The 26,457-nt window shown below is 42.7% G+C and carries 20 protein-coding genes and 1 other annotated feature; of the genes, 14 read left to right on the top strand and 6 right to left on the bottom strand.

From position 1 onward, the window contains the following. Positions 1 to 38 precede the first annotated feature (38 nt). Positions 39 to 329: a YfcZ/YiiS family protein gene (locus J5A60_RS02240; protein WP_109860052.1), complete on the bottom strand. Its 291-nt coding sequence runs from the start codon at positions 327 to 329 to the stop codon at positions 39 to 41. Between the two features lie 230 nt (positions 330 to 559). Between J5A60_RS02240 and J5A60_RS02235 the strand changes: the two genes are divergently transcribed. The 4 genes from J5A60_RS02235 to J5A60_RS02220 all read left to right on the top strand — a co-directional run bounded on the left by J5A60_RS02235 (position 560) and on the right by J5A60_RS02220 (position 4,058). Next, positions 560 to 1,993: an outer membrane protein transport protein gene (locus tag J5A60_RS02235; RefSeq protein WP_212510439.1), complete on the top strand. Its 1,434-nt coding sequence runs from the start codon at positions 560 to 562 to the stop codon at positions 1,991 to 1,993. A 70-nt stretch (positions 1,994 to 2,063) separates the two neighbouring features. Next, complete coding sequence (locus J5A60_RS02230; protein ID WP_212510438.1) at positions 2,064 to 2,603, top strand: methylated-DNA--[protein]-cysteine S-methyltransferase; 540 nt, start codon at positions 2,064 to 2,066, stop codon at positions 2,601 to 2,603. Further along, positions 2,600 to 3,268, top strand: a complete 669-nt coding sequence (gene mutH / locus J5A60_RS02225; protein WP_212510437.1) for a DNA mismatch repair endonuclease MutH — start codon at positions 2,600 to 2,602, stop codon at positions 3,266 to 3,268. Before J5A60_RS02230 ends, mutH begins: the two co-directional genes overlap by 4 nt. A 64-nt stretch (positions 3,269 to 3,332) precedes the next feature. Next, entirely contained in the window at positions 3,333 to 4,058 is a 726-nt protein-coding gene (locus J5A60_RS02220; RefSeq protein ID WP_212510436.1) for a TerC family protein, read from the top strand. A 98-nt stretch (positions 4,059 to 4,156) separates the two neighbouring features. On the opposite strand, the gene glnA is transcribed toward J5A60_RS02220, so the two are convergent. After that, positions 4,157 to 5,566, bottom strand: coding sequence for a glutamate--ammonia ligase (gene glnA / locus J5A60_RS02215; RefSeq protein ID WP_212510435.1), 1,410 nt, complete (start codon positions 5,564 to 5,566; stop codon positions 4,157 to 4,159). A 304-nt stretch (positions 5,567 to 5,870) separates the two neighbouring features. Between glnA and typA the strand changes: the two genes are divergently transcribed. Together typA and J5A60_RS02205 are read left to right on the top strand one after the other, a co-directional pair. Continuing rightward, positions 5,871 to 7,721 (top strand): translational GTPase TypA, encoded by a 1,851-nt coding sequence (typA, locus tag J5A60_RS02210; RefSeq protein WP_212510434.1) that lies wholly within the window; start codon positions 5,871 to 5,873, stop codon positions 7,719 to 7,721. A gap of 137 nt (positions 7,722 to 7,858) precedes the next feature. After that, positions 7,859 to 12,400, top strand: coding sequence for a S6 family peptidase (locus tag J5A60_RS02205; RefSeq protein ID WP_212510433.1), 4,542 nt, complete (start codon positions 7,859 to 7,861; stop codon positions 12,398 to 12,400). 59 nt (positions 12,401 to 12,459) lie between these two features. Here J5A60_RS02205 and bcp read toward each other — a convergent pair whose 3' ends face one another. Then, the gene (gene bcp / locus J5A60_RS02200) at positions 12,460 to 12,924 is read right to left on the bottom strand and encodes a thioredoxin-dependent thiol peroxidase (RefSeq protein ID WP_212510432.1); all 465 of its coding nucleotides are present in this window, start codon (positions 12,922 to 12,924) and stop codon (positions 12,460 to 12,462) included. Between the two features lie 153 nt (positions 12,925 to 13,077). Here bcp and dapA point away from each other — a divergent pair, with 153 nt between their 5' ends. Beyond that, on the top strand, positions 13,078 to 13,971 hold the full coding sequence (gene dapA / locus J5A60_RS02195) for a 4-hydroxy-tetrahydrodipicolinate synthase (protein ID WP_212510431.1): 894 nt from the start codon (positions 13,078 to 13,080) through the stop codon (positions 13,969 to 13,971). 99 nt (positions 13,972 to 14,070) lie between these two features. Beyond that, complete coding sequence (gene bamC / locus J5A60_RS02190) at positions 14,071 to 15,075, top strand: outer membrane protein assembly factor BamC (protein ID WP_212510430.1); 1,005 nt, start codon at positions 14,071 to 14,073, stop codon at positions 15,073 to 15,075. 106 nt (positions 15,076 to 15,181) lie between these two features. Here bamC and J5A60_RS02185 read toward each other — a convergent pair whose 3' ends face one another. Beyond that, on the bottom strand, positions 15,182 to 15,868 hold the full coding sequence (locus tag J5A60_RS02185) for a YggS family pyridoxal phosphate-dependent enzyme (RefSeq protein ID WP_212510429.1): 687 nt from the start codon (positions 15,866 to 15,868) through the stop codon (positions 15,182 to 15,184). Between the two features lie 155 nt (positions 15,869 to 16,023). Next, positions 16,024 to 16,144: a sequence feature (Thr leader region), on the top strand. 34 nt (positions 16,145 to 16,178) lie between these two features. On the opposite strand from J5A60_RS02185, the gene thrA reads away from it, so the two are divergent. The 6 genes from thrA (at position 16,179) to hflC (ending at position 23,944) form a co-directional block, all read left to right on the top strand. Further along, positions 16,179 to 18,626 carry a bifunctional aspartate kinase/homoserine dehydrogenase I gene (thrA, locus tag J5A60_RS02180; protein ID WP_212510428.1) on the top strand — a complete coding sequence of 816 codons (2,448 nt, stop codon included), beginning with the start codon at positions 16,179 to 16,181 and terminating at the stop codon, positions 18,624 to 18,626. A 12-nt stretch (positions 18,627 to 18,638) separates the two neighbouring features. Further along, the gene (gene thrB / locus J5A60_RS02175; RefSeq protein WP_212510427.1) at positions 18,639 to 19,583 is read left to right on the top strand and encodes a homoserine kinase; all 945 of its coding nucleotides are present in this window, start codon (positions 18,639 to 18,641) and stop codon (positions 19,581 to 19,583) included. Positions 19,584 to 19,645: 62 nt separating this feature from the next. Then, positions 19,646 to 20,920 carry a threonine synthase gene (gene thrC / locus J5A60_RS02170; RefSeq protein ID WP_212510426.1) on the top strand — a complete coding sequence of 425 codons (1,275 nt, stop codon included), beginning with the start codon at positions 19,646 to 19,648 and terminating at the stop codon, positions 20,918 to 20,920. Positions 20,921 to 20,977: 57 nt separating this feature from the next. Next, positions 20,978 to 21,697 (top strand): 4'-phosphopantetheinyl transferase superfamily protein, encoded by a 720-nt coding sequence (locus J5A60_RS02165; protein ID WP_212510425.1) that lies wholly within the window; start codon positions 20,978 to 20,980, stop codon positions 21,695 to 21,697. A 94-nt stretch (positions 21,698 to 21,791) separates the two neighbouring features. Then, entirely contained in the window at positions 21,792 to 23,057 is a 1,266-nt protein-coding gene (hflK, locus tag J5A60_RS02160) for an FtsH protease activity modulator HflK (protein WP_212510424.1), read from the top strand. Beyond that, entirely contained in the window at positions 23,057 to 23,944 is an 888-nt protein-coding gene (gene hflC / locus J5A60_RS02155; protein WP_006717199.1) for a protease modulator HflC, read from the top strand. The genes hflK and hflC overlap by 1 nt, the downstream gene beginning before the upstream one ends. A 155-nt stretch (positions 23,945 to 24,099) precedes the next feature. Here hflC and tig read toward each other — a convergent pair whose 3' ends face one another. Together tig and xerD are read right to left on the bottom strand one after the other, a co-directional pair. After that, entirely contained in the window at positions 24,100 to 25,398 is a 1,299-nt protein-coding gene (gene tig, locus J5A60_RS02150) for a trigger factor (protein WP_212510423.1), read from the bottom strand. 164 nt (positions 25,399 to 25,562) lie between these two features. After that, positions 25,563 to 26,456 carry a site-specific tyrosine recombinase XerD gene (gene xerD, locus J5A60_RS02145; protein WP_109859198.1) on the bottom strand — a complete coding sequence of 298 codons (894 nt, stop codon included), beginning with the start codon at positions 26,454 to 26,456 and terminating at the stop codon, positions 25,563 to 25,565. Position 26,457: the final 1 nt, after the last annotated feature.

Here is a 26,457-nt window from a genome sequence, read left to right as displayed (position 1 = left end):
GTTTGTGAACTTAAGCCTTTTTATTTTTATACGATAGATTAACGAGTAGAAAGTTGGAAAATCATCGATTCTGCTTGGCAGCTAAATTCAAATGTTGCTTTTAATTTAAAGCCATTTTCGACCGCACTTATTTCACTGTTAATATTGCACGGTTCGCTTTCAGCAGCTCTCGCTTTTTCAGTTAAATACACTAATGCTTCTTTTGCCTGCGCTTCCGTTGCATAAACCTGTTCAAAATCAATGGTGCAATCGGAGCCGTCAATGACTGTGCCGACATCAACACAACAACACACTTTAGCTTCTTCAGCTTGGCATTTTAACGAACTCATATTCTCTCCTTTATAAAATCAGTTGAAACTTTCAATTATTTTAGCATTATTAAAATACAATACAAAATTTGACCGCACTTTTCCTGTCTGACTGGTCTGAACACTTTACAAAAACCGAAAAGAACGTTGCTCCGCCTCCCTGCCTTTCTTAGAATGACCAACTTTTGAATAACAATCAATAAACTTTGACCAGACGTCACCTTCGGGCTGGCGCAGAAAAAGGTAACAAAATGACAACGAGCAAATTGACAAAAACACTCCTCTCGACTCTTCTTCTTGGTGCTGCAACCGGTGCATCCGCTGCCGCATTCCAATTAGCGGAGGTTTCTACCTCCGGTTTAGGCCGCGCTTATGCAGGTGAAGCGGCGATCGCTGATAACGCCTCTGTGGTCGCCACCAACCCGGCATTAATGAGCCTCTTCAAACAAAAAGAATTTTCTGCAGGCGGTGTTTATGTAGACTCACGCATTCATATGTATGGCCCGGTAACGGCTACCACCGCAAGCGGATTAAAGCTTGCGACCGGAAACGCAAATGCAAATAGCGTTGTTCCAGGTGCCTTTATCCCTAATATGTATTTTGTTTCTCCGATCAATGACAAATTTGCTTTAGGCGCGGGAATGAATGTTAACTTTGGTTTAAAAAGTGAATATTCTCGTGACTACGATGCCGGCATTTTCGGTGGCGTAACCGATTTAACAACAATTAACTTAAACCTAAGCGGTTCATATAAAATCACCGATAATTTAACTGCCGGTCTAGGAATTAATAGTGTTTATGCCAAAGCTGAAGTTGAACGTACCGCAGGGATTGCCATTACCGGTGTTAAAAATATGCTCGCAGTCATGGGCGAAAGCAATGTAAGAAGCCGATTAAGTGGGGCAATTCGAGCTAAAAATCCAACTGTTCCACAAGCAGTAGCCGATGCTTTAGCCCAAAAAACCATCAATAACTTAAAAAGCTTAGATAAACAGGACTCCCTCGTACATTTAAAAGATAATGCTTGGGGATTTGGTTGGAATGCCGGTTTAATGTATGAATTTAACCAAGATAACCGCCTTGGTTTAGCTTATCATTCCAAAATCGATATTGACTTTACCGATCGCAATGCGCTTAGCTTACAACAGCATCAAGGTGCATTAACGCCTTATGTCGCTGAAGGTAGCTTAACCTTGAAATTACCAGCCTACTGGGAATTCTCCGGTTTCCATCAACTAACCGATCACTGGGCGGTTCACTATAGCTATAAATATACGGAATGGAGCCGTTTCAAAGAATTACGTGGTACATACCAAGATGGTTCCGGTTATGAAGCTTTTGCGAAGAAAGAAGAATACAAAAACAATTCTCGCTTTGCTGTTGGTACAACCTATAACTTCAGTGATGCGCTCACCTTACGTGCCGGTTTAGCATACGATCAAGCAGCAAGCAAAAAACATTTATCTGCGTCAATTCCTGACACGGATCGTATGTGGTATAGCTTAGGTGCAACCTATAAATTCACACCGGATTTATCTGTTGATGTAGGTTTTTCTCATTTACGAGGCAAGAAAAAACACTTTGTTGAAACACAAAATATTAAAGGCTTGCTCGTTGTTGAAGCCGATTACACAACAAAAGCATCAGCCAACCTTTACGGTTTAAACCTTAATTACCGTTTCTAATCAGAATAAAAATTCCGCATAATATAAGCGTACTTCGGTACGCTTTTATTTTTGTGAAACAGAGAAAAATATGACCGCACTTTTTTACCGTTATTATCCCTCGCCTATCGGCAAATTGCTGATGCTATCCGATGGCAAGTATTTGACGCATTTGGATTTTGAGCAGGAACAATTTGCGCCCAATCCAAAATGGCAGGAAAACAATGATTTACCCCTGTTTACGCAGGTGTGTTCCGCTCTTGAGCGGTATTTCAACGGAGAAGCGGAACGTTTTGATGACATTCCGCTAGCACCGCAAGGCACGCCGTTTCAGCAACGCATTTGGCAAGCGCTACGCCAAATCGACTATGGCGAAACGACAAGTTATGGCGAGTTGGCCAAACGCATTGAGAACCCCAATGCGGTGCGTGCGGTGGGTGGTGCAGTCGGGAGCAACCCGATCAGTATTATCATTCCTTGCCACCGCATTCTAGGCAAAGACGGAACACTGACCGGATTCGGTGGCGGCTTAGTCGCTAAACGTTTTCTGCTCCAGCTGGAAAATATCCCTTATATTGATAAAGGCAAAGAAACGGTTAAACCTCGTTTTTTCAAGAAATATCACCAATGACCCCAAAAACGACTGAAGAACTTCTTTCCCGTGCGCAAGCCATTGCCGGACTGAGTTTTGGCGACTTAGCGACACAACTTGGCACTCCCGTGCCACCGGATTTAAAACGTGATAAAGGCTGGGTGGGTATGCTACTTGAAACAGCACTGGGGGCAACGGCAGGCAGCAAAGCTGAACAGGACTTCCACCATTTAGGTATTGAGTTAAAAACGATCCCCATTAACGCGCAAGGCTATCCTTTGGAAACTACGTTCGTGAGCCTTGCCCCTCTCATTCAAAATAGTGGCGTAAATTGGCAAAATTCCCATGTGCGCCATAAGTTGTCCCGCGTGCTTTGGATTCCTATTGAGGGAAGCCGTTCTATTCCCTTGGCAGAACGACACATCGGTACGCCGATTCTCTGGCAACCTAGCGAACAGCAAGAACGCCAACTGCAACGAGACTGGGAAGAACTCATGGATTACATCGTGCTAGGTCAACTGGATAAAATCAATGCACGATTAGGCGAAGTCTTGCAACTCCGCCCGAAAGGCGCGAATAGTAAGTCCTTAACCAAAGGCATCGGCAAAAATGGCGAAATTATCGATACCCTTCCTCTCGGTTTTTACTTGCGTAAAGCATTTACCCACGAAATTCTGCAACAATTTGTGCAGCAGAGCATTTAGCCTCTTTTCATTTCATCGTCAAAGCTATATGATCGCGCACCCATTTGTACTTTAAGGAAACATTATGTTTGAATGGCTATTAAGCCCTGAGGCGTTAGTCGCCTTATTTACCCTCACTGCTCTGGAAATTGTGTTGGGTATCGACAATATTATTTTAATCAGCATTCTCGTTGCCAAGTTGCCTCACAAACAACGACAACCGGGACGTATTATCGGCTTAAGCCTTGCCATGGGGACTCGAATTTTACTTCTATTGACCCTTTCTTGGATGATGCACCTGACAGAGCCTCTGTTTGAGCTCTTTGGTAAAGGTGTTTCCGGCCGAGATTTAATTCTGTTTTTTGGCGGTTTGTTCTTAATTGTTAAAAGCACCAATGAAATTCGTGAAGCCATGACACCGCATACAGAAGAAGAACACCATGAAATCAGCAAAAAAGTGAGTTTTATCGGTGTGCTAATTCAAATTGCCTTGCTTGATATCGTGTTCTCACTGGATTCTGTGATTACGGCGGTGGGCATGGTCAATCAAATTGAAATTATGGTCACAGCAATTATTATTGCCGTCGGCATGATGATGTTCGCTGCGAAACCGATTGGCGATTTTGTAGAAAGCCACCCGATGTTCAAAATTCTAGCACTCGCCTTTTTGATTCTTATCGGTATCACGTTGATTATCGAAAGCTTCGGTTTCCATGTACCGAAAGCTTATATTTACTTCGCTATGGGCTTCTCTGTCTTTGTGGAAGTGCTGAATACAAAAATGCGTAAACGATTAGGCATGAAACTCTAAATAACCTAAGTGCGGTCAAAAATTCATTCGTTTTTTTGACCGCACTTTTTAAGTAAAAATAAAGGCGGTATCAAACCGCCTTTTCTTTGCTCTCGCTATTAGTAATACATTTCAAATTCCACCGGATGCGGTGTCATGTTTAAACGTGTCACTTCTTTTCGTTTTACGCTAATAAATGCCTGTACAAATTCTTTGGTAAACACATTGCCTTGTGTTAAGAATTCAAAATCGTTTTCTAAGGCGTTTAACGCTTCTTCTAAAGAACCGGCGACAGAAGGAATATCTTTCAATTCTTCCGGTGGTAAATCATAGAGGTTTTTGTCCATCGCATCGCCCGGATGAATTTTATTCACCACACCATCCAAGCCCGCCATTAATAACGCTGCAAACGCTAAATACGGGTTAGCTAACGGATCCGGGAAACGGGCTTCCACACGAATGGCTTTCGGACTGGTCACGGCAGGAATACGAATGGACGCCGAACGATTGCTTGCGGAATATGCCAATAATACCGGCGCTTCAAAGCCCGGTACCAAACGTTTATAAGAGTTAGTACTCGGGTTGGTAAAGGCGTTTAACGCTTTCGCATGTTTGATGATACCGCCGATGTAATAAAGTGCGGTCTCTGAAAGGCCCGCATATTTATCCCCTTGAAAAATATTTTTGCCGTCTTTGCTCAAGGACATATTACAGTGCATACCCGAACCGTTATCACCGGTAATCGGTTTCGGCATGAAACAGGCGGTTTTGCCGTATTCTTTTGCCACGTTATGCACGATATATTTATAAATTTGGGTTTCATCCGCTTTCAACGTTAACGTATTGAACTTAGTGGCAATTTCATTTTGTCCGGCAGTAGCGACTTCGTGGTGGTGCGCTTCAATCACCAAGCCCATTTCTTCCATTAACAAACACATCTCGGAACGAATATCATGTGCCGTATCAATCGGTGCCACCGCACAATAGCCGCCTTTTTTCAGCGGGCGATAGGCATTATTGCCGTTTTCATAACGCTTGTTGGTGTTCCACGCCGCTTCAACGTCATCCACTTGGTAAGTGTTGCCATTCATCGATACGTCAAAACGCACATCATCAAAGAGGAAAAATTCCGGTTCCGGTCCGAAGAAAGCTTCATCTGCCACACCGGTGGAACGCATATAATTTTCTGCGCGAAGTGCGATTGAACGCGGGTCACGATCATAGCTTTGCATGGTGGTCGGTTCAAAAATGCTACAACGCAAAGAAAGGGTTGGGATTTGTGCAAAAGGATCTACTACGGCAGTTTCGGCAATCGGCATTAAAAGCATATCTGCTTTATTGACCGCTTTCCAACCTTCCACGGAAGAACCGTCAAACATTTTGCCGTCTTCAAATAAATCCTCGTCAACCAAACTCACCGGTAAAGAAACACCATGCTCTTTTCCTTGAATATCGGTAAAACGAAGTAACACAAATTTGATGTCATTTTCTTCAATGAGTTTAAACACATTGTCAATCGCGTTAGACATACTAGTAAATCCTCTAAAACGTGGGTTAATTAAGATAAAATGGGGAAAAAGAATGCGTATAAAAATAACATATTCTAGCCTGATTTCATAAAAGTATTTCATTTATTCACTTGAATTTCCTTCATCAAACGCCTTTTTTATTTTTCATTAAACCACCGTTTTTATTGTTCAAATTTTCTCCCATTTATTCATAGCAGACCCTCATAAAAAGTTGTATAATCTGCGCCTTTCGCATTTTTGGCACTAAAAGTGCGGTCAGAAAATCACCTATTTTTTATTATTAGTTTAGGCTTAAGAATTCTCAATGACAGATCAAATAGACATTAACAAATTGCGTAATATCGCAATCATTGCCCACGTTGACCATGGCAAAACCACATTAGTCGATAAATTATTACAACAATCCGGTACTTTCGATGCCACCCGCGGTGATGCGGATGAACGCGTTATGGACTCTAACGATATCGAAAAAGAACGCGGCATTACCATTTTGGCAAAAAATACCGCCATCAATTGGAACGGCTACCGTATTAACATTGTAGACACCCCGGGACACGCGGACTTCGGCGGCGAAGTAGAACGCGTCTTATCCATGGTGGACTGCGTATTATTAGTAGTGGATGCCTTTGACGGCCCGATGCCACAAACCCGTTTCGTAACGCAAAAAGCGTTTGCCCACGGCTTAAAACCGATCGTGGTCATCAACAAAGTTGACCGCCCGGGCGCACGCCCTGACTGGGTCGTGGATCAAGTGTTCGATTTATTCGTAAACCTTGGTGCCACTGATGAACAATTAGACTTCCCGATTATTTACGCCTCCGCCTTAAATGGAGTTGCCGGCTTGGAACACGACGATTTAGCTGCTGATATGACCCCATTATTTGAAGCCATCGTTAAACACGTTGAACCACCAAAAGTGGAACTTAACGCACCGTTCCAAATGCAAATTTCCCAATTAGACTACAACAGCTATGTGGGTGTTATCGGTGTTGGCCGTATTAAACGTGGTACGGTAAAACCAAACCAAAGCGTGACTATCATCGACAGTTTCGGAAAAGCCCGCAACGGTAAAATCGGGCAAGTGTTAGGTCACCTTGGATTACAACGCTACGAAGAAGACATTGCCAGCGCAGGCGACATCGTGGCGATTACCGGCCTTGGCGAACTCAACATTTCTGATACCATTTGCGACATCAACAACGTAGAAGCCTTGCCGGCATTAAGCGTTGATGAACCAACCGTGACGATGTTCTTCTGTGTTAACACCTCACCATTCTGCGGTAAAGAAGGCAAATATGTAACATCCCGTCAGATTTTGGAACGCTTAAACAAAGAGCTTGTACATAACGTGGCATTACGTGTGGAAGAAACCCCAAACCCGGATGAATTCCGCGTTTCAGGCCGTGGTGAATTGCATTTATCCGTGTTAATCGAAAATATGCGCCGCGAAGGCTACGAATTAGCCGTCTCCCGCCCAAAAGTCATCTTTAAAGAAGTGGATGGACACAAACAAGAACCGTTTGAACAAGTCACCATCGACATTGAAGAACAACACCAAGGCGCGGTAATGGAAGCCTTAGGTATCCGCAAAGGTGAAGTGAAAGACATGGTGCCGGATGGTAAAGGACGTACACGTTTAGAATATGTGATCCCAAGCCGTGGCTTAATCGGTTTCCGTAATGAATTCATGACCATGACTTCCGGTACCGGATTGCTCTACTCCAGTTTCAGTCATTACGATGATGTGAAACCGGGTGAAATCGGTCAGCGTAAAAATGGCGTATTGATTTCCAATGCCACCGGTAAAGCCTTGGCTTATGCCTTATGGGGCTTGCAAGAGCGTGGTAAACTGATGATCGATCACGGTGCCGAAGTGTACGAAGGGCAAATTATCGGTATTCACAGCCGTTCCAACGACTTAACCGTGAACTGTTTACAAGGGAAAAAACTCACCAATATGCGTGCTTCCGGTAAGGATGACGCCATTGCGTTAACCACACCAATTAAATTCAGCCTTGAACAAGCCATTGAATTTATTGATGATGACGAATTGGTGGAAATTACTCCGCAATCTATCCGCATCCGTAAAAAATTATTAACGGAAACGGATCGTAAACGTGCTAACAGAACAACAACCAGTACGAGCACACATTAATTCGTTTAAAATCTAAAAAGTGCGGTGCGTTTTTCAAAAGTTTTGTAAAACGCACCGCACTTTTATATGTAACTCCCTAAATTTTTCTCATATAAAAACGTATAACGACCATTATTAAACTTATATCTAAGGCTTTTATGAAAAAATTATTAAAACCGCTTTGTCGCACTCTTACTGCATCATCTATTGCTCTGGCATTACACCCATCCGCCTTTGCTGCCATTGTACGCAGCGATGTGGATTACCAAATCTTTCGTGATTTTGCCGAAAATAAAGGTAAATTCCATGTCGGCGCAACGAATGTGGAAATCCGGGATAAAAACGGCAATGCGTTGGGTACCCTTTTACCGAATTTACCGATGATCGACTTTAGCCCTGTTGATGTACAAATGCGTGTCGCAACTCTCGTTGATCCGCAGTATGTCGTAAGCGTAAAACATAACAGCGGTTACAAAAATGTTCGCTTTGGTATAAAAACCGGTCATAGCGACATTCCAGATGACACTTACAGATTAGTGGACAGAAATAATGACGGTCCTCCAGATATTTGGTGGAAATACGATCGTCGTCATGAAGACTACCATTCGCCTCGCTTACACCGTTTTGTCACTGAAGTTGTTCCAATGCCTACGACAACAGCAGGAACAGATCCGAATACCTACATGGATACAGCACGTTTCCCTTATATTCTTCGTGTCGGTGCAGGAACACAATTCCGTGAAAGCGCCAATAAAGACCGTGAAGAATTACAAGGCGCTTATAACTACGCCATCGGTGGACAATCCTATGACTTACAACCTAAAAAACAAGGTTTCCTCGATTTATACGGCAACTTATTTGATAAACCACTAACAAACTATGCTGTTCCAGGAGACAGCGGCTCACCGATTTTTACCTTTGATAAGCAACAAAATAAATGGGTCTTTTTAGGCACTTATACCTATTGGGGCGGGTATACAAACACCACTTGGCAAGAATACATTATTTATCGCAATGATTTTAACCAACAGCGATATGCTGAAGATATTGCGGGTCAAATTACTGCTGATGACAATGAAGAGTTCATTTGGGAAGCAACAGATAAAACCAGTACGATTCGTAGTACAAGAAATAACAATAAAACCTTAGTCGTTGATTTAATTGATGCTTCTTTAAAAACAGCAGAAGAACAACTTAACTATGGTAAAACCGCTTATTTAAACGGAAATAATGGTTTATTAAAACTCCAAGGCGACATCAATCAAGGCGCTGGTGGGCTTTATTTTAACGGAAATTATACCGTCAGCGGAAAAAATGCAAACACCACATGGACTGGTGCAGGAATATCCGTTGCTGAGGAAAAACAAGTTAATTGGCAAATTCGCAATAACGACATTTTATCTAAAATTGGCAGCGGTACATTGCATGTTAATGGAACCGGGAAAAATGACGGTAAAATCAGCGTTGGTGACGGCACCGTGATTTTAAACCAAACAGCAGACGAAAATGGCAATAAACAGGCATTTAAAGAAGTCGGTATTGTGAGTGGTCGCCCAACGGTTATTTTAAATGATGCCGAACAAGTCAATCCGGATCGTATCTATTTTGGTTTCCGCGGTGGTCGTTTAGATCTTAACGGCAATAACTTAACGTTTAAGCGCATTCGTAATGTTGATGAAGGTGCAATGATTGTCAATCATAATGCGAATCAAGCATCAACGCTTACACTAACAGGTCAAAACTTATTTTTACCGGAACAAGTTACGATCCGTGAAGTTCATAATTCAAATCGCCCCGCAGGATATCACTTATATCATTGGCAAAATGGATGTGAAAATCGTTACTTTGTCTCTAAGCACGACAATATGAAAGCTTCATTCCCTTGTAAACCTGGACAAGGTAGTACAGACGATTGGGAAATCGTAGCAACGGATCGTGAAGAAGCAATCAATATTGTTACCCAACGTGAAATACAACGAAAAGATGTGACGATTAATGCTTTCGATGGTTATTTAGGCGAAACAAATGCCGCTCTCCATAACGGGAAATTGAACGTTAATATCAATGCCGTAAACAACCAATCAACTTTCCTGTTTACCGGTGGTAGTCAACTTAATGGTGACGTCACATTAAATCAGGGGATCGCGATGTTCTCCGGCAGACCTGTTCCTCACGCCAATGATTATTTAAATGGTAACAAAGGAAAAGATGTCGTCTTTGATGATGAATGGATTAACCGCACTTTTAATGCCAACAACATTAATGTAAACAATAATTCTGTCTTTTATAGTAGCCGTAACGTTGCACAAGTTAATGCCAACTTCAATGCAAGTCAGAATGGTCAAATACATTTAGGCTATAAAAGCGGTGATCCTGTTTGTATTCGCTCTGATTACACAGGAAAAGTCACTTGTAGCAATGAGGTTATTTCAGCCAAAGCGTTAAATAGCTTTACGGCAACTGAAATCCGTGGCAATACCCAACTCACTGACCATGCCCAACTGATCTTAGGTAAAGCACATTTATTCGGTACAATTAACGGTACAGGCAATAGCCTAGTAAGATTGACAGAAAATGCGAATTGGACACTGACAGGTGATAGCCAAACTGCCCGCTTAAATTTAGAGAAAAGCCATATTTTCTTAAATAGCCAAGAAAACCCTACAGTCTATAATCACTTAACAATTAATGCGTTAAACGGAGAAGGAACATTTCATTATGCTTCTGCACTTACCAATCAACGCGGCGATAAAGTGACTGTAACAAATCAGGCAAGCGGCAATTTTGTGCTAGATGTTAAAGACAGTGGTGGCGAAGCTAAATATGAAAAACTTGATTTACTGGATGCATCTAAAGCAACCAGAGATCCGGCATTAAAAGTATCATTAGCTAGAAATCATGTAGATCTTGGTGCCTACGTTTATAGTTTGATTGAACAAGATGGTATTTTCCGTCTTTACAATGCCAAGTTAGAAAACGAAAAAATTGAAGCAGAACGTATCGCGAAAGAAAAAGAAGAGGCTCGTTTAGCGGAAGAAGCTCGTCAACGTGAATTGGCACGTTTAGAAGCAGAGCGTATTGCCAAAGAGAAAGCAGAACAAGCTCGTCTCGAAGCAGAACGTATCGCGAAAGAAAAAGAGGAAGCCCGTTTAGCGGAAGAAGCTCGCCAACGTGAATTAGCGCGTCTTGAAGCGGAGCGTATTGCGAAAGAGAAAGCAGAACAAGCTCGTCTCGAAGCAGAACGGATTGCGAAAGCAAAAGAAGAAGTTCGTTTAGCCGAAGAAGCTCGTCAACGTGAATTGGCACGTTTAGAAGCGGAGCGCATTGCTAAAGAGAAAGCAGAACAAGCACGCCTTGAAGCGGAACGTATCGCGAAAGAAAAAGAGGAAGCTCGTTTAGCGGAAGAAGCTCGCCAACGTGAATTAGCGTGTCTTGAAGCGGAGCGTATTGCGAAAGAGAAAGAAGAGCAAGCTCGTCTCGAAGCAGAACGCATCGCCAAAGAAAAAGCAGAACAAGCGCGCCTTGAAGCGGAACGTATTGCGAAAGAAAAAGCAGAGCAAGCCCGTCTCGAAGCGGAACGCATTGCTAAAGAGAAAGAAGAGCAAGCGCGCCTTGAAGAAGAACGTATTGCGAAAGAAAAAGAAGAGCAAGCTCGTCTCGAAGCGGAACGCATTGCGAAAGAGAAAGAAGAACAAGCTCGTCTCGAAGCAGAACGTATTGCTAAAGAGAAAGAGGAACAAGCTCGTCTTGAAGCAGAACGTATCGCAAAAGAAAAAGAGGATGCTCGTTTAGCGGAAGAAGCTCGCCAACGTAATGCAACAACAAAACCGGTAACATACAAACAAAAAGAGATCATTAGTGCAAATACCAATGCTGTGCTATCTGATACAGCGATGTTGACCGCACTTAATCTTGAGTTAGCCTCACGTTTAGATCGTACAATTCTGACTCAACGTTCCGGTATGTGGCTTTCTCATAACAATAGCGAGCATAAATATCATTCTGATGATTACAAAAACTTCCACAGTAAAAGTAATCAAGTTGCGTTAGGGGCTGAAACACCAGAAATGGCAAATGGTGTTGTATTAGGTGCGATGGTAACTCACGCTCAAACTAATAATGAGTTTTCATCATTAAGTGGTAAAAACACCCTCTCCTTAGCAACCCTATACGCTAAACAACAAATTGATCAATTTAGTTGGGCTATTGATACAAGCTATGGTTGGTCGCGCAGTAAAATTGATGGAGAGCACAAATTTGATCGCAATATCGTAAATGTTGGTCTTAATATGGCTTATGATGTCATGATAAATGGTCTGCAAATTACACCAATGCTCGGCGTTCGTTATCATCAAATCAGTTCAAGCGAAGGCGAGTTAAATGGCGTTATTGTGAAAAACCCAGTAATCAAGTTGCCGACCTACCACACAGGTGTAAAAGTAGGCTATCACTTTAACGTCAACGGTTGGGAAATTACGCCGGAGATCTCAACTTACTACGTTTCTACAGGAAATAAATCTTATAGCCAACGTATTAATGAGCAAGAATTTGAGCAAACATTTGGTCATTATACTTACCATGAGGCAAACCTCAGCTTTGGTTATAAACCTTGGAAAGTCTCGATGTATGCTGGCAATACCCGAGGTAAAAACAAAGAGAAACAAAACCAATTTGGGGTAAAACTCAACTATAGTTGGTAAAACACTTAAAAAAACGACCGCACTTTTATGCGGTCGTTTTATTTTAACGTTATGAAAAATCACTTTTTCAAATAATCCAACACCACCTGATGATGATCTGTGGTTTTAAATTTATCAAAAACCTGTTCAATTTTACCCTGTTCATCAACAAGAAAACTGATACGGTGAATACCATCAAAAGTACGCCCCATAAATTTCTTTTCTCCCCACACGCCAAATTGCTCAGCCACTTGATGCTCTTCATCGGATAACAATGTGAAATTTAGCGCTTTCTTTTCAATAAACTGTGCCAATTTTTTCGGGCTATCCGGACTGATTCCTAAAATCACTACGCCCAGGTTTTCCAATTCTGATTTACTATCCCGTAAACCGCAGGCTTGTGTCGAGCAGCCAGGGGTTAACGCTTTTGGGTAAAAATAAACCAACACTTTTTTACCTTTAAACTGTTCCAAAGAAACTAATTCGCCATTTTGATTCAGTAAAGAAAAGTGCGGTGCGTTTTCGCCGACTTTTAATGTATTCATTTAAAAAATCCTCTTAAAAAAATAAAAAATTTCTTGCAAATTCAGGGTATTTTAGCGATCTTAAACAACTATTAGCAAGCAAACACAACTCTTTTTCCGGCAATGTAATTTCTTATTTAAACCGGAATCCAATAACAAAAAATGGAGGCTTTTATGTCAAATCATCCTTTATTTCAGGGAAGCATCGTTGCATTAGTGACACCAATGGATAGCCATGGCGAAGTGGATTTTGAAAATTTGAAAAAGCTGGTTGAATTTCACATTAATGCCGGCACGGATGCGATTGTTTCCGTTGGGACAACCGGTGAATCCGCCACCCTCAGCATTGATGAAAATGTAAAAGCCATCTTAAAGACCGTTGAGTTTGCCGCCGGCAGAATCCCGGTTATTGCCGGTACCGGCGCCAATGCCACCAGCGAAGCCATTACCATGACAAAATTATTAAATAATAGTGGTATTTCCGGTTGTTTATCTGTTGTACCTTATTACAACAAACCTACGCAAGAAGGCATGTATCAACACTTTAAAGCCATTGCTGAATGTACCGATATTCCGCAAATCCTGTATAACGTACCAGGACGTACCGGAAGCGATTTACAACCGGAAACTGTTGGCCGTTTAGCTAAAATCAAAAATATCGTGGGTATTAAAGAAGCCACCGGTGATGTTTCCCGAGTGCAAAAAATCAAACAACTTGCCGGGAATGATTTCATTGTATTAAGTGGCGATGATGCGACCAGTTTGGAAGCAATGAAACTGGGTGCGGAAGGAGTCATTTCAGTCACAAATAACATCGCACCTGCAGAGATGGCGAAAATGTGTCATTTAGCTCGTGAAGGTAAATTTGAAGAGGCCGAAAAAATTAACCAACGTTTAATGCCGTTACACAAAAATCTCTTTATCGAATCTAACCCAATCCCCGTGAAATGGGCCTGCTATAAGCTCAGACTTATTCAAGAACCTACTCTTCGTTTGCCTCTTACAGTACTCAGTGAAAAAGCCCAACCGGCTGTATTAGAAGCCTTAAAATTTGCCGGGCTACTTTAAATTGATATCGGGATCTACACATAGATCCCGAACTTTTCTCTTTCTCTTCTGTCGAAAGCAGACTTTCTCACTCTTGATTACACGCCAAAAGGATATGTTATGAAAAAATGGTTACTAACTGCAGCAATGGTTGCCCTATTAAGTGCCTGTTCTGCCAGCAATGAAAGTAAGCAACAAGCGGGCGATAACTACCAAAAATCAAATCCCGAATTGCCATTTTTCGCTCCACTCGCCAGTGGCGGTGTCAATTTACCGACACAAAGCGTAGAATATCAATTACCTCAAGTCAAAATTGCGAAAACAGAAAACGTGGATATTCGCCCACCATCAATTCCATTAGCCATTATCAACGGTTCTATCACCCAATTTGACGGTGAACGTGCATTAATTGTTTATGAATCCAATAAAAAACAGGTGTATAACTTAAAACAAATTGAACGTTTACTGAAAGAACAAGAGATCGGTTATCACTTAGAAGGTAAGAAATTAGTGACTGATTGGACAGAGACCGGGCGCGTGGATGACTTAAAAAATACCCAAATACGCTATCAAATTGAAGAAGTGAATGCCCGACAAGCCAATGCATTAATGGTTTCAGTGCTGCAAATGAAACGCGATGGCACGGTTTTCACACCAAGCCTTGCGGATAAACAACGTTATGCTTCTGACCGATTAAATCAATTCGTTGGAGAGCTTAACAGCACATATCAAAAACAACAGCAAGAACTAAGAGGGGTACAATCCTCACCAATTCAATCCGCCATTGCAACGGATTCTAATGGTCGTATCGCTTTGGTTTTAAATGCACCGTTTGAAAAAGCATGGCACCGTTTAGCTTCTGCATTACCAACCTTAGGATTTGAAATCAGCGAAGAACAAGGCGCGCGTGGCATTCGGGAATTGGCTTATAAACCGTTATCTCAGGAAGAATGGTTGCGAATCGGTACACAACTTCCTGAATTAGAAAAAGGGGATTACCAAATGCAACTTGCCGCCGCCGGCAAACAAAGTGCGGTAGTTATTTCTGATGAAAAGAAAACCGCACTTTCCGGAAAACAAGCGCAGATTATTTATCAAGCGTTACAAAACGTCTTAGCAAAATAATTAACTACCCCATACAAAACGCCACTTTCTATTGAAAGTGGCGTTTTTCTAGCCCTAAACATTGGTATAAAAAACGCGATCAAAAACGACCGCACTTTTATGCAAATTACACTCGCTTGCCAAAAATCGCCGTGCCTACGCGCACCATCGTAGAACCGCATTTAATGGCGCTTTGCATATCATCGGTCATGCCCATAGATAAAGTATCAATTTGGGCATGAGGCAGTGCCTGTTGCAAGCTTTCAAACAAGGTACGCATTTGACGAAACGTTTGTTCCTGTTGTGCCACATCGTTTGTGGGTTCAGGAATCGTCATTAACCCACGCAGACGTAAGTGCGGTAGATTTTCCACATGTTTTGCTAAAGGTAAAATATCATCGGGTTGTATGCCGGATTTACTGGCTTCATTGCTGATATTAACTTGAATTAACACATTTAATGGTGCCTTGTGCGGTGGGCGTTGCTCATTTAAACGGTCAGCGATTTTTGCACGCTCAAGAGTTTGCATCCAGTCAAAGTATTCCGCCACTAAGCGGGTTTTGTTAGATTGTAATGGTCCAATAAAATGCCATTCCAATTCAATCTGCTGTTGTTGGCAAAATTGAATTTTTTCAACGCCCTCTTGCACATAGTTTTCGCCGAATGCCGTTTGCCCCGCTTCGTACGCGGTTAAAACATCCTCAATTGGTTTCGTTTTAGAAACGGCAAGCAATTTGACCGCACTTTGAGTCTCAGAATGGCATTCGCATTGTGTAATTTGTTCCCGAATATAAGCAAGATTTTGCGCAATCATAAGGCGTCCTTGTAATAAAAGTGGTGATTTATTTTACACCAACTAAAAAAGTTAGAAAATAATGCAAAATTCTCCGATTTCCGTTTGACAAGAATATGAAATTTCGGTATTTCTATATCCAATTTTTCACCATGTAAAATAAATTATGCGTCAACTTAACCGCACTATTATTATGTCAACCACCATGATTACCATTACGATGATTAATGGGGCGGGCTAGTGCGTTAAGAATAAGATGAATGAACCCGCTTCCTCTATAAAGCGGGTTTTTTTATGCAACTATTTTAAAGATCATACTCAGGAGAATATCATGCGCGTATTAAAATTTGGCGGCACATCATTAGCCAACCCGGAACGTTTTTTACGAGCGGCTGGGCTTATCGAAAAAGCTCATTTGGAAGAACAAGCCGCAGGTGTTTTATCCGCACCAGCTAAAATCACCAATCACCTTGTCGCCCTTTCTGAAAAAGCCAGTTTAAACCAACCTACCGATTCCCATTTCAACGAAGCATTAGATATTTTCTATACCATCATTAACGGCTTACATGCCAAAAACAATAAGTTTGATCTTGCCGGCACCAAACAACTTATCGATCAAGAATTCCAACAAATTGCCTCTTTATTGGAACAAATTCGTCAAGCTGGTAAAGTAGAAGATGCGGTAAAAGCCACCATTGATTGCCGAGGTGAAAAACTCTCTATTGCGATGATGAAAGCCTGGTTTGAAGCCAACGGTTATCGCGTACATGTGATCGATCCGGTGAAACAATTATTAGCGCAAGGCAGTTATTTAGAATCCTCCGTAGATATTGAAGAATCCACCAAACGTGTGAATGCCAAAGCTATTGAAAAAGATTGTGTAGTGTTAATGGCAGGCTTTACAGCTTGTAATAGTAAAGGCGAATTGGTTTTATTGGGCCGTAATGGTTCTGACTACTCCGCCGCTTGTTTAGCCGCCTGTTTAGGTGCCAGCGTCTGCGAAATTTGGACAGACGTTGACGGCGTTTATACCTGTGACCCACGTTTAGTGCCGGATGCTCGTTTATTGCCAAGCCTGTCTTATCGTGAAGCCATGGAGCTTTCTTATTTTGGTGCTAAAGTAATTCACCCACGCACGATTGGCCCGTTGATGCGTCCGAACATTCCATGCTTAATAAAAAATACCGGCAATCCAACTGCGCCGGGTTCCATTATTGCCGGCAATATCAAATCCGAAGAGTTGCAAGTTAAAGGTATCACTAATTTAGATAATGTTGCTATGTTCAACATCTCCGGCCCGGGCATGCAAGGCATGGTTGGTATGGCGGCGCGTGTCTTTTCTGCGATGTCACAAGCCAATGTGTCAGTGATCTTAATTACCCAATCCTCTTCCGAATACAGCATCAGTTTCTGTGTACCGATTAAATCGGTGGATGTGGCATTAAAAGTATTAGAAAACGAATTTGCACAAGAATTAGCTACACACCAATTAGATAAAATTGATGTGATTAAAGATCTCTCCATTATTTCTGTGGTTGGGGACGGTATGCGAAAAGCCAAAGGCATTGCCGCGCGTTTCTTCTCAGCTTTAGCTCAAGCGAATATCAGTATTAATGCCATTGCGCAAGGCTCTTCCGAGCGTTCCATCTCCGCTGTGGTACCACAAAATAAAGCCATTGAAGCCGTAAAAGCGACCCACCAAGCGTTATTTAATAATAAAAAAATCGTGGAAGTATTTCTCGTTGGCGTCGGCGGTGTCGGCGGCGAATTAATCGAGCAAATCAAACACCAAAAAGAGTATTTAGCAAAGAAGGACATTGAAATCCGTGTCTGTGCATTAGCCAACTCCAATAAAATGTTGCTGAATGAAAACGGCTTAAACTTAGACCATTGGAAAACCAATTTGGAAAATGCCACTCAGCCATCTGATTTTGACGTGTTGTTATCTTTCATTAAATTACATCACGTTGTGAACCCGGTATTTGTAGATTGTACATCGGCAGAATCTTTAGCCAGCTTGTATGAACGCGCATTGGCAGAAGGTTTCCATGTGGTTACTCCGAATAAAAAAGCCAATACCCGTGACTTAACTTACTACCACAAACTGCGCGAACTGGCCCATAAAAACCAACGTAAATTCTTATACGAAACCAACGTAGGTGCAGGCTTACCGGTCATTGAAAACTTACAAAACTTATTAGCCGCCGGCGATGAAGTGGAACGTTTTGACGGAATTTTATCCGGTTCCCTTTCTTTTATTTTCGGTAAATTGGAAGAAGATTTGAGCCTTTCCCAAGCAACCGCACTTGCCCGCGAAAAAGGCTTCACCGAACCGGATCCGCGCGATGACTTATCCGGTCAGGACGTTGCCCGCAAATTGTTAATTCTTGCTCGAGAAAGCGGCTTAGAACTAGAGTTGTCAGATGTCGAAGTCGAAGGCGTTCTTCCAAAAGGTTTTGCCGAGGGAAAATCTACTGAAGAATTTATGGCGATGTTGCCACAATTAGATGCCGAATTTGCTGCACGTGTCGAAAAAGCCGAAGTGGAAGAAAAAGTTTTACGTTATGTTGGACAAATTGAAAACGGCAAATGCAAAGTGTCTATCATTGCCGTAGGCAAAGATGACCCGCTATACAAAGTAAAAAACGGTGAGAATGCGCTGGCATTTTACACTCGTTATTACCAGCCGATTCCGCTATTATTACGCGGTTACGGTGCAGGCAATGCTGTCACTGCTGCCGGCATTTTTGCCGATATTTTAAGAACCTTAAAGCACTAAACGGAGAATGTTATGCTAAGAGTCTATGCGCCGGCCTCCAGTGCCAATATCAGCGTCGGTTTTGATACCTTAGGTGCGGCAATTTCCCCGATTAACGGTTCATTATTAGGCGATGTGGTACAAATCGAACCTATCGCCGCCGGCTTTGAGTTAGAAAGTGCGGGTTATTTTGTGCGTAAATTACCAAAGGAGCCGCAAAAGAACATCGTTTATCAAGCCTATGTGTTATTTAGCGAACAGCTCAAACTACGTAACACAAAAGTCAAACCGCTACGCTTAACCTTAGAGAAAAATATGCCTATCGGTTCAGGCTTGGGTTCTAGCGCCTGCTCTATTGTTGCCGCCTTGGTCGCGCTGAATAAATTCCATGACGAACCTTTTTCTAAAATGGAATTGTTAGAAATGATGGGCGAATTGGAAGGACGCATTTCCGGCTCCATTCATTACGACAATGTGGCACCTTGCTACTTGGGCGGCGTGCAATTTATGGTGCAGTCTCTCGGCAACATTTGCCAAACCTTGCCGTTTTTTGACCATTGGTATTGGGTCTTGGCGTACCCGGGGATTGAAGTGTCCACTGCGGAAGCCCGAGCAATTTTACCGAAAAGCTATACACGTCAAGATGTTATCGCACATGGTCGTCATCTCGGCGGTTTTGTACACGCTTGTCATACCCAGCAGGAAAATTTAGCCGCCATGATGATGAAAGACGTCATTGCCGAACCTTATCGGGAGGCGTTGCTACCAAATTACGCCGAAGTAAAACAAGCAACCCGTGATTTAGGCGCGTTAGCTACCGGGATTTCAGGCTCCGGTCCGACAATCTTTTCCATCGCACCGGATTTACATATTGCCGGCAAACTTGCCACTTACCTTGAAAACCATTATTTACAAAACAACGAAGGCTTTGTGCACATTTGCAAAGTCGATAATGCCGGTGCAAGAGAGCTTGATTAAAACACCGGAAAAAATCACCGCACTTTTGTCTTAAAGGTGCCAAACAAAAGAACAGGTTTCACATGAATTTATACAACATCAAACACCCCGAAGAACAGGTCAATTTTGCCCAAGCCGTACGCCAAGGGTTAGGCAAAGATCAGGGCTTATTTTTCCCTGAAAACATACCGCACTTAAACAATATCGATGAGCTATTGGCATTGCCACTAGTTGAGCGCAGCCAAAAAATTCTTGGTGCCTTAATCGGTGAGGAAATCCCTCAAGCACAGCTTGAGCAAATGGTACGCAACGCCTTCACCTTCCCTGCACCAGTTGCCAACGTGGAAGACAATATTTATGCATTGGAATTGTTCCATGGTCCAACCCTTGCCTTTAAAGACTTCGGCGGACGTTTCATGGCACAAGCACTTGCGACTGTACGCGGTGACGGCAAAATCACGATTCTCACTGCGACCTCCGGTGACACCGGTGCAGCGGTCGCCCATGCATTCTATGGTTTAGAAAATATCGAGGTGGTGATTTTATACCCGAAAGATAAAATCAGCCCGTTACAGGAAAAACTCTTCTGCACCCTCGGCGGCAATATTCGCACCATCGCGATCAATGCCGATTTCGATGCCTGCCAAGCTTTAGTCAAACAAGCCTTTGATGATGCAGAACTACGCCAAGCCATCGGCTTAAACTCGGCAAACTCCATCAATATCAGCCGTTTATTGGCGCAAGTGTGCTATTACTTTGAAGCGGCGGCACAATTACCAAAAGAACAACGTGAAAACTTGGTGGTTTCCGTGCCAAGCGGCAACTTCGGCAACCTCACAGCCGGATTAATCGCCAAAACCCTCGGCTTACCGATTAAACGTTTTATCGCTGCCACCAACGCCAACGACACTGTGCCGCGTTATTTACACAGCGGAAACTGGTCACCAAATGCAACCGTGGCCACCCTTTCCAACGCCATGGACGTTTCTCGCCCGAACAACTGGCCTCGCGTGGAAGAATTGTTCAAACGTAACGGTTGGGCATTGACTGAGTTACATTCTGCGGCGATTTCCGATGCACAAACAGAAGATACCTTACGCGCCATGAATCAACTGGGTTATTTATGCGAACCGCATGGCGCTGTGGCCTATGAAGTGTTAAAACAGGATTTACAACCAGGCGAAACCGGCTTATTCCTGTGCACTGCGCATCCGGCAAAATTTAAAGAATCCGTCGAACGTATTCTGGATTTAACGCTGCCGTTGCCGGAAGCGTTAGATAAACACAACAAACTGCCGTTGTTATCCGATGAAATGGAAAACGATTTTGCGCAGTTAAGAGCTTACTTATTGAAATAAGGCGAAAAAGTGCGGTGACAAAATTCAACGGATTTTGACCGCACTTTTCTTATCACGATGACAACGCTAATCGCTTGGGGAAATATTCACACCCCCTTCGCTTTTCATGACATCCCAGCCGACCTGATTCCGGCTAATTTGCTGACGTTAAGCCACGGCAACCCGCGTATGGAACAACGTTGGCAATGTCGTCGTTTAGCGCATTTCTTGCTGTGGCAATTACTCAAAACAGCAGAAAAACCAACCGCACTTTTAGGGCAAATTTCGCGAACAGAAACTGACCGACCGCAATTTCCCTTTTCTGAGCTCGATTTCAATATCAGCCATTCCAGTGATTGGGTGGCAGTGATTTTGCACACCAGCCAACCAGGCGAAAAAAGTGCGGTAGGAATTGATATTGAATCGCCTAGCAAAGAACGTCCTTATTTAGCCCTGTTGGAACACTTTGCAAGCGCAGAAGAAATCGACTGGTTTCAACAACAAACTGAATCCCAATCCGCTTTTTATCGTATTTGGTGTTTACGCGAAGCCGTGTTGAAATCCCAAGGCGTAGGTATCGCAAAATTATCAGAAGTGACACATCATCCCGAAACCTTACACATTTTCTCGGCCCACTGCCCCCGTGGACAGCTGTGTTTTACCGATGAACTGCCTTTTTATCTCGCCTATTTTGTTAACCAAACACCTATAAAATCGCCCTGTTTTTGGGCGTGGAACGGCGACCATCTTCAACCTCAAAGGCTTGTGCATAAAATTCACTACGACGTGAATAACTAACCCTTTAAAATCGATAGACTTTCCCATTAATCGTTAGACTTAACACGCGATTTTGTTTAGACTTGCAACAATTTTTTGACAAATGGAGAAAGCAATGTCTTTAAATGGTTCAGATCAAGATCCTTGGGGCAAACCAAAGCAAAACGGACAATCCTCGGGCAATCAGGATTCCGGTAAAAACGAAGGTCAGTCTAACTGGGATCGTTCTTCCAACTCACAAAAAAAGAACGAACAATCACCACCGGATTTAGAAGAGATTTTCAATAACTTATTGAAAAAAATGGGCGGTAAGGGGACTAAAAACAATCATTCCGATGGGTCTAACCTACCTTCCGGCTTAGGGAAATTATTACCGATTGCAATTGCAGCCGGCATGATTATATGGGGCGCCAGCGGTTTCTATACCATCAAAGAAGCAGAACGTGGCGTCGTGCTACGTTTAGGGCAATTCCACTCCATTCAGCAACCTGGTTTAAACTGGAAACCGACTTTTATTGATCGAGTGATTCCGGTCAACGTAGAACGTGTGCTTGAATTAAGAACACAAGGTTCCATGCTCACCCAAGATGAAAACATGGTGAAAGTGGAAATGACAGTGCAGTATCGCATCCAAAATCCTGAAAAATACCTGTTCAGTGCAATCAATGCCAACGACAGTTTGAATCAGGCAACCGACAGTGCATTACGCTATGTTATCGGCCATATGACAATGAACGATATTTTGACAACAGGTCGTTCCGTCGTACGTGAAAATACTTGGAAAGCGTTAAATCAAATTATTGAACCATATGATATGGGTTTAGAAGTGATTGATGTGAACTTCCAATCTGCACGTCCACCGGAAGAAGTGAAAGAAGCCTTTGATGATGCGATTAAAGCACAAGAAGACGAACAACGTTATATTCGTGAAGCAGAAGCCTATGCGCGTGAGAAAGAGCCAATTGCTCGTGGTAATGCACAACGCATTTTAGAAGAAGCGACAGCCTATAAAGACCGCGTGGTGCTAGATGCTAAAGGGGAAGTGGAACGTTTCCAACCGCTCTTACCTGAGTTTAAAGCGGCACCAACCGTCTTCCGCGAACGCTTATATATTCAATCCATGGAAAAAGTCATGGCAAATACACCAAAAGTCATGTTGGATTCCGGCAATGGAGATAACTTAACCGTATTACCTTTAGAACAATTGTTAAAAGGTAAAAAGTCCACTGGCTCGAACGGTAGTGCTAATGTAAGTGAATCCAATGAAACACAACAAAGTGCGGTAACTTCTGTACCTGTTTCACGCACGCATGAGCAAACAGCACCACTTAGACCAATGGAATCGCGTACCGACAATGGTCGCCAAGGGAGAATTAACTAATGCGTAAATTTTTATTACCTGTCATTTTCGTGCTTATCGCGGTGCTTTATTCCAGCATTGTGGTTGTCAGTGAAGGTACGCGTGGCATTATGTTACGCTTTGGCAAAGTGCAACGCGATGCCGATAATAAAGTGGCTATTTATACACCGGGATTACATTTCAAAATCCCTTTTATTGATAATTTGAAAGCGCTAGATGCCCGTATTCAAACCCTAGACGGACAAGCGGATCGTTTTGTCACCGTAGAGAAAAAAGACCTTTTGGTGGATTCCTACGTGAAATGGCGTATTAACGATTTCGGTCGTTTCTTTACCACCACCGGTGGTGGCGACTACGCACAAGCAGCCAATTTATTACGCCGTAAAGTTAACGATCGTTTGCGTTCTGAAATCGGTTCCCGCACCATTAAAGACATCGTTTCAGGTACACGTGGTGAACTCATGGCGGGAGCTAAAAATGCGCTCAATAGTGGACAAGACAGCACTGCTGAATTGGGAATTGAAGTACTAGACGTACGTATCAAGCAAATTAACTTGCCGGATGAAGTGTCTTCTTCTATTTACCAACGTATGCGTGCAGAACGTGATGCAGTTGCTCGCGAACACCGTTCACAAGGTAAAGAAAAAGCAGCCTTTATCCAAGCTGATGTAGATCGTAAAGTCACATTGATCATTGCCAACGCAGAAAAAACAGCGCAAGAATTACGCGGTGAGGGCGATGCTACTGCAGCCAAAATCTTTGCAGATGCCTTTGGTAAAGAACCGGAATTTTATAGCTTCATTCGTAGTCTTAAAGCCTATGAAAGCAGCTTCTCTAATTCTGATAACTTGTTGATTTTAAAACCGGACAGTGATTTCTTCCGTTTCATGCAATCACCAAGTAAGTAACGTTCTAATAGAAAAAAGGGTATCTGAAGATACCCTTTTTTATTGCCTCGCAAAGCCTCATGCTAATATTCACAAGGCAAAAAAATACCCCGATTTTCATCGAGGTATTCAGATAAAAAACACTTAAAAGATTAACCGCACTTTGCGGAGAATCATTAAGCTTGTGGATTCATGATCTCATCGAAAGTCGCCGCTTTTTCGGTCACTTGTGCTTTCGCTAACACGGCATCAACCGCTTGCTCTTCTAATACTACGTTACGAATGTTATTCATTAATTCGTTGTTTTTACTGTAGTATTCAACCACTTCCTCCGGTTGTTCATAAGCAGACGCGATTTCTTCGATCATCGCTTTAGCGCGTTCTTCATCTGCTTTTAATTCGTTAGAAGAGATAACTTGCGCTAACAATAGACCTACTAATACGCGACGTTTAGCTTGTTCTTCAAACAATTCGCGTGGCAATTGTGCTGCTTGTTGCGCATTGCCACCAAAACGTTGTGCTGCTTGTTGACGCAATACATCAATTTCTTGTTCAACCGCAGAACTTGGTACATCAATTTGGTTTTGTTCTACTAAACCGTCAATCACTTGAGTTTTCACACGAGTGGTTAATGCGTTTTTCAATTCACGTTGCATGTTTTTACGAATTTCATTGCGTAAATCTGCAACAGATTTTGTGTTCGGACCAAATTTCGCAACAAATTCATCGGTTAATTCCGGTAATACCATCACTTCGACTTTCTTCAACGTAATGTCAAATTTCGCTGCTTTACCTTTTAAGTTCTCAGCGTGATATTCTTCCGGGAAAGTCACATCAATAGTGAATTTGTCGCCCGCTTTGTGGCCAACGATGCCCTCTTCAAAGCCTGGGATCATACGACCTTGACCCATGAATAAAACGAAATCGGATGCTTTGCCGCCTTCAAATTCTTCGCCGTCAACAGAACCGACGAAGTCAATAGTTACGCGATCTTCAGCTTTCGCTGCGTCTTGACTTTCAGTCCAAGTTGCTTGTTGTTTACGTAACACCTCAACCATCTTGTCAACATCTGCTTCAGAGATTTCAACAACCGGTTTTTCCACTTTGATATTTTCTAAGCCTTTTAACTCAACTTCAGGGTACACTTCAAAAGTTGCGCTGAATTTTAATTCTTTGCCTTCTTCAAATTGTTCCACAGTAAAACTTGGACGACCTGCTAGGTTAATTTTGTTTTCGATAACCGCTTGGAAGAAGTGGTTTTGTAATAAATCGCCTAAAATGTCTTGACGAACAGAGGCGCCGAAACGTTTTTCAATAATGTGTGGAGGGACTTTGCCTTTACGGAAGCCGTCAACACGTGCGTTTTTAGCAACGCGTTTTAATTCTTCGCGGATAGCCTGAACAACGGTTTCAGCCGGAACGGTGATGGTTACACGACGCTCTAAACCTTGAGTCGTTTCAATATTTAATGACATTATGATGTTACCTCAAATTGATGCACTCGGCGAATGCTCACACCGAACACGTTATTAATAGAAAATAAGATGATGAATTATAACGAGACAAAGGCTTTCCGTCGAGGAAATGCACGATAAAAGCGCATAATTGATTAAAAAACACTCGATTTATCTGAGCAAAATTAACCGCGTGGATGATAACGTTCGTGCAAACGTTTTAAGCGTTCTTTCGCCACATGGGTATAAATTTGCGTTGTCGATAAATCACTGTGTCCTAACAACATTTGCACCACCCGTAAATCCGCACCATGATTTACCAAATGTGTCGCAAAAGCGTGACGCAAAACGTGTGGTGACAACATATTGCTATCAATTTCCGCCAGCACCGCATAATGTTTAATCCGATGCCAAAATGTTTGGCGTGTCATTTGCGTACCCCGACGGCTCGGAAATAGCACATCAGAACTTTGTCCATCCAATAAAATCGGGCGGGCAAACAGCATAAATTGTTTCACCCAATGGGTGGCCTCCTCTCCCATCGGCACAATACGTTCTTTATTGCCTTTGCCGATGACCCGCACCACGCCTTGATTCAAACTAATGCTGTCGGTATGCAGTGAAACCAATTCCGTCACCCGCAATCCCGTGGCATACAACAACTCCAACATCGCTTTGTCGCGCAGTTCAATCGGCTGTTCCAAACTTTGCACATTGAGCAAATCCGTGACTTGCTGTTCGGTTAAATACTTCGGCAAACGGCTGGGTAATTTAGGCGAACTTAACACCGCACTTGGATCGTCGGTGCGGTATTTTTCTTGATATAAATATTGGAAAAGCTTTCGAATAGCACTCAATAATCTTGCCGTACTGGTGGCTTTATACCCTTGCTCTACCCGCTCACCAAGAAAAGTTTGAAGATCGACCGAGTCCAAATCGAGCAATGACAGTTTGCGCTCACCAAGCCAATCGCAAAGTGCGGTGAGATCCAAACGATAAGATTGCACGGTATTGGGTGACAAACCTTTGCCTATCCATAATTCATTTAGAAATAAATCGAGCAAAGTAAGATCATTCATG

It is taken from the genome of Aggregatibacter sp. oral taxon 513, assembly GCF_018128305.1.
GTDB lineage: Bacteria > Pseudomonadota > Gammaproteobacteria > Enterobacterales > Pasteurellaceae > Aggregatibacter > Aggregatibacter segnis_A.
Note: the sequence above shows the minus strand (reverse complement) of the source record. Positions and strands in the feature narration are given on the sequence as shown.

Coding starts and splice junctions, on each gene's coding strand:
- bcp (WP_212510432.1), bottom strand. CDS start 12,924: ATGAATACATTAAAAGTCGGCGAAAACGCACCGCACTTTTCTTTACTG.
- thrB (WP_212510427.1), top strand. CDS start 18,639: ATGCTAAGAGTCTATGCGCCGGCCTCCAGTGCCAATATCAGCGTCGGT.
- J5A60_RS02230 (WP_212510438.1), top strand. CDS start 2,064: ATGACCGCACTTTTTTACCGTTATTATCCCTCGCCTATCGGCAAATTG.
- typA (WP_212510434.1), top strand. CDS start 5,871: ATGACAGATCAAATAGACATTAACAAATTGCGTAATATCGCAATCATT.
- bamC (WP_212510430.1), top strand. CDS start 14,071: ATGAAAAAATGGTTACTAACTGCAGCAATGGTTGCCCTATTAAGTGCC.
- tig (WP_212510423.1), bottom strand. CDS start 25,398: ATGTCATTAAATATTGAAACGACTCAAGGTTTAGAGCGTCGTGTAACC.
- xerD (WP_109859198.1), bottom strand. CDS start 26,456: ATGAATGATCTTACTTTGCTCGATTTATTTCTAAATGAATTATGGATA.
- J5A60_RS02235 (WP_212510439.1), top strand. CDS start 560: ATGACAACGAGCAAATTGACAAAAACACTCCTCTCGACTCTTCTTCTT.
- hflC (WP_006717199.1), top strand. CDS start 23,057: ATGCGTAAATTTTTATTACCTGTCATTTTCGTGCTTATCGCGGTGCTT.
- hflK (WP_212510424.1), top strand. CDS start 21,792: ATGTCTTTAAATGGTTCAGATCAAGATCCTTGGGGCAAACCAAAGCAA.
- J5A60_RS02165 (WP_212510425.1), top strand. CDS start 20,978: ATGACAACGCTAATCGCTTGGGGAAATATTCACACCCCCTTCGCTTTT.
- J5A60_RS02205 (WP_212510433.1), top strand. CDS start 7,859: ATGAAAAAATTATTAAAACCGCTTTGTCGCACTCTTACTGCATCATCT.
- dapA (WP_212510431.1), top strand. CDS start 13,078: ATGTCAAATCATCCTTTATTTCAGGGAAGCATCGTTGCATTAGTGACA.
- thrA (WP_212510428.1), top strand. CDS start 16,179: ATGCGCGTATTAAAATTTGGCGGCACATCATTAGCCAACCCGGAACGT.
- J5A60_RS02185 (WP_212510429.1), bottom strand. CDS start 15,868: ATGATTGCGCAAAATCTTGCTTATATTCGGGAACAAATTACACAATGC.
- J5A60_RS02220 (WP_212510436.1), top strand. CDS start 3,333: ATGTTTGAATGGCTATTAAGCCCTGAGGCGTTAGTCGCCTTATTTACC.
- thrC (WP_212510426.1), top strand. CDS start 19,646: ATGAATTTATACAACATCAAACACCCCGAAGAACAGGTCAATTTTGCC.
- J5A60_RS02240 (WP_109860052.1), bottom strand. CDS start 329: ATGAGTTCGTTAAAATGCCAAGCTGAAGAAGCTAAAGTGTGTTGTTGT.
- glnA (WP_212510435.1), bottom strand. CDS start 5,566: ATGTCTAACGCGATTGACAATGTGTTTAAACTCATTGAAGAAAATGAC.
- mutH (WP_212510437.1), top strand. CDS start 2,600: ATGACCCCAAAAACGACTGAAGAACTTCTTTCCCGTGCGCAAGCCATT.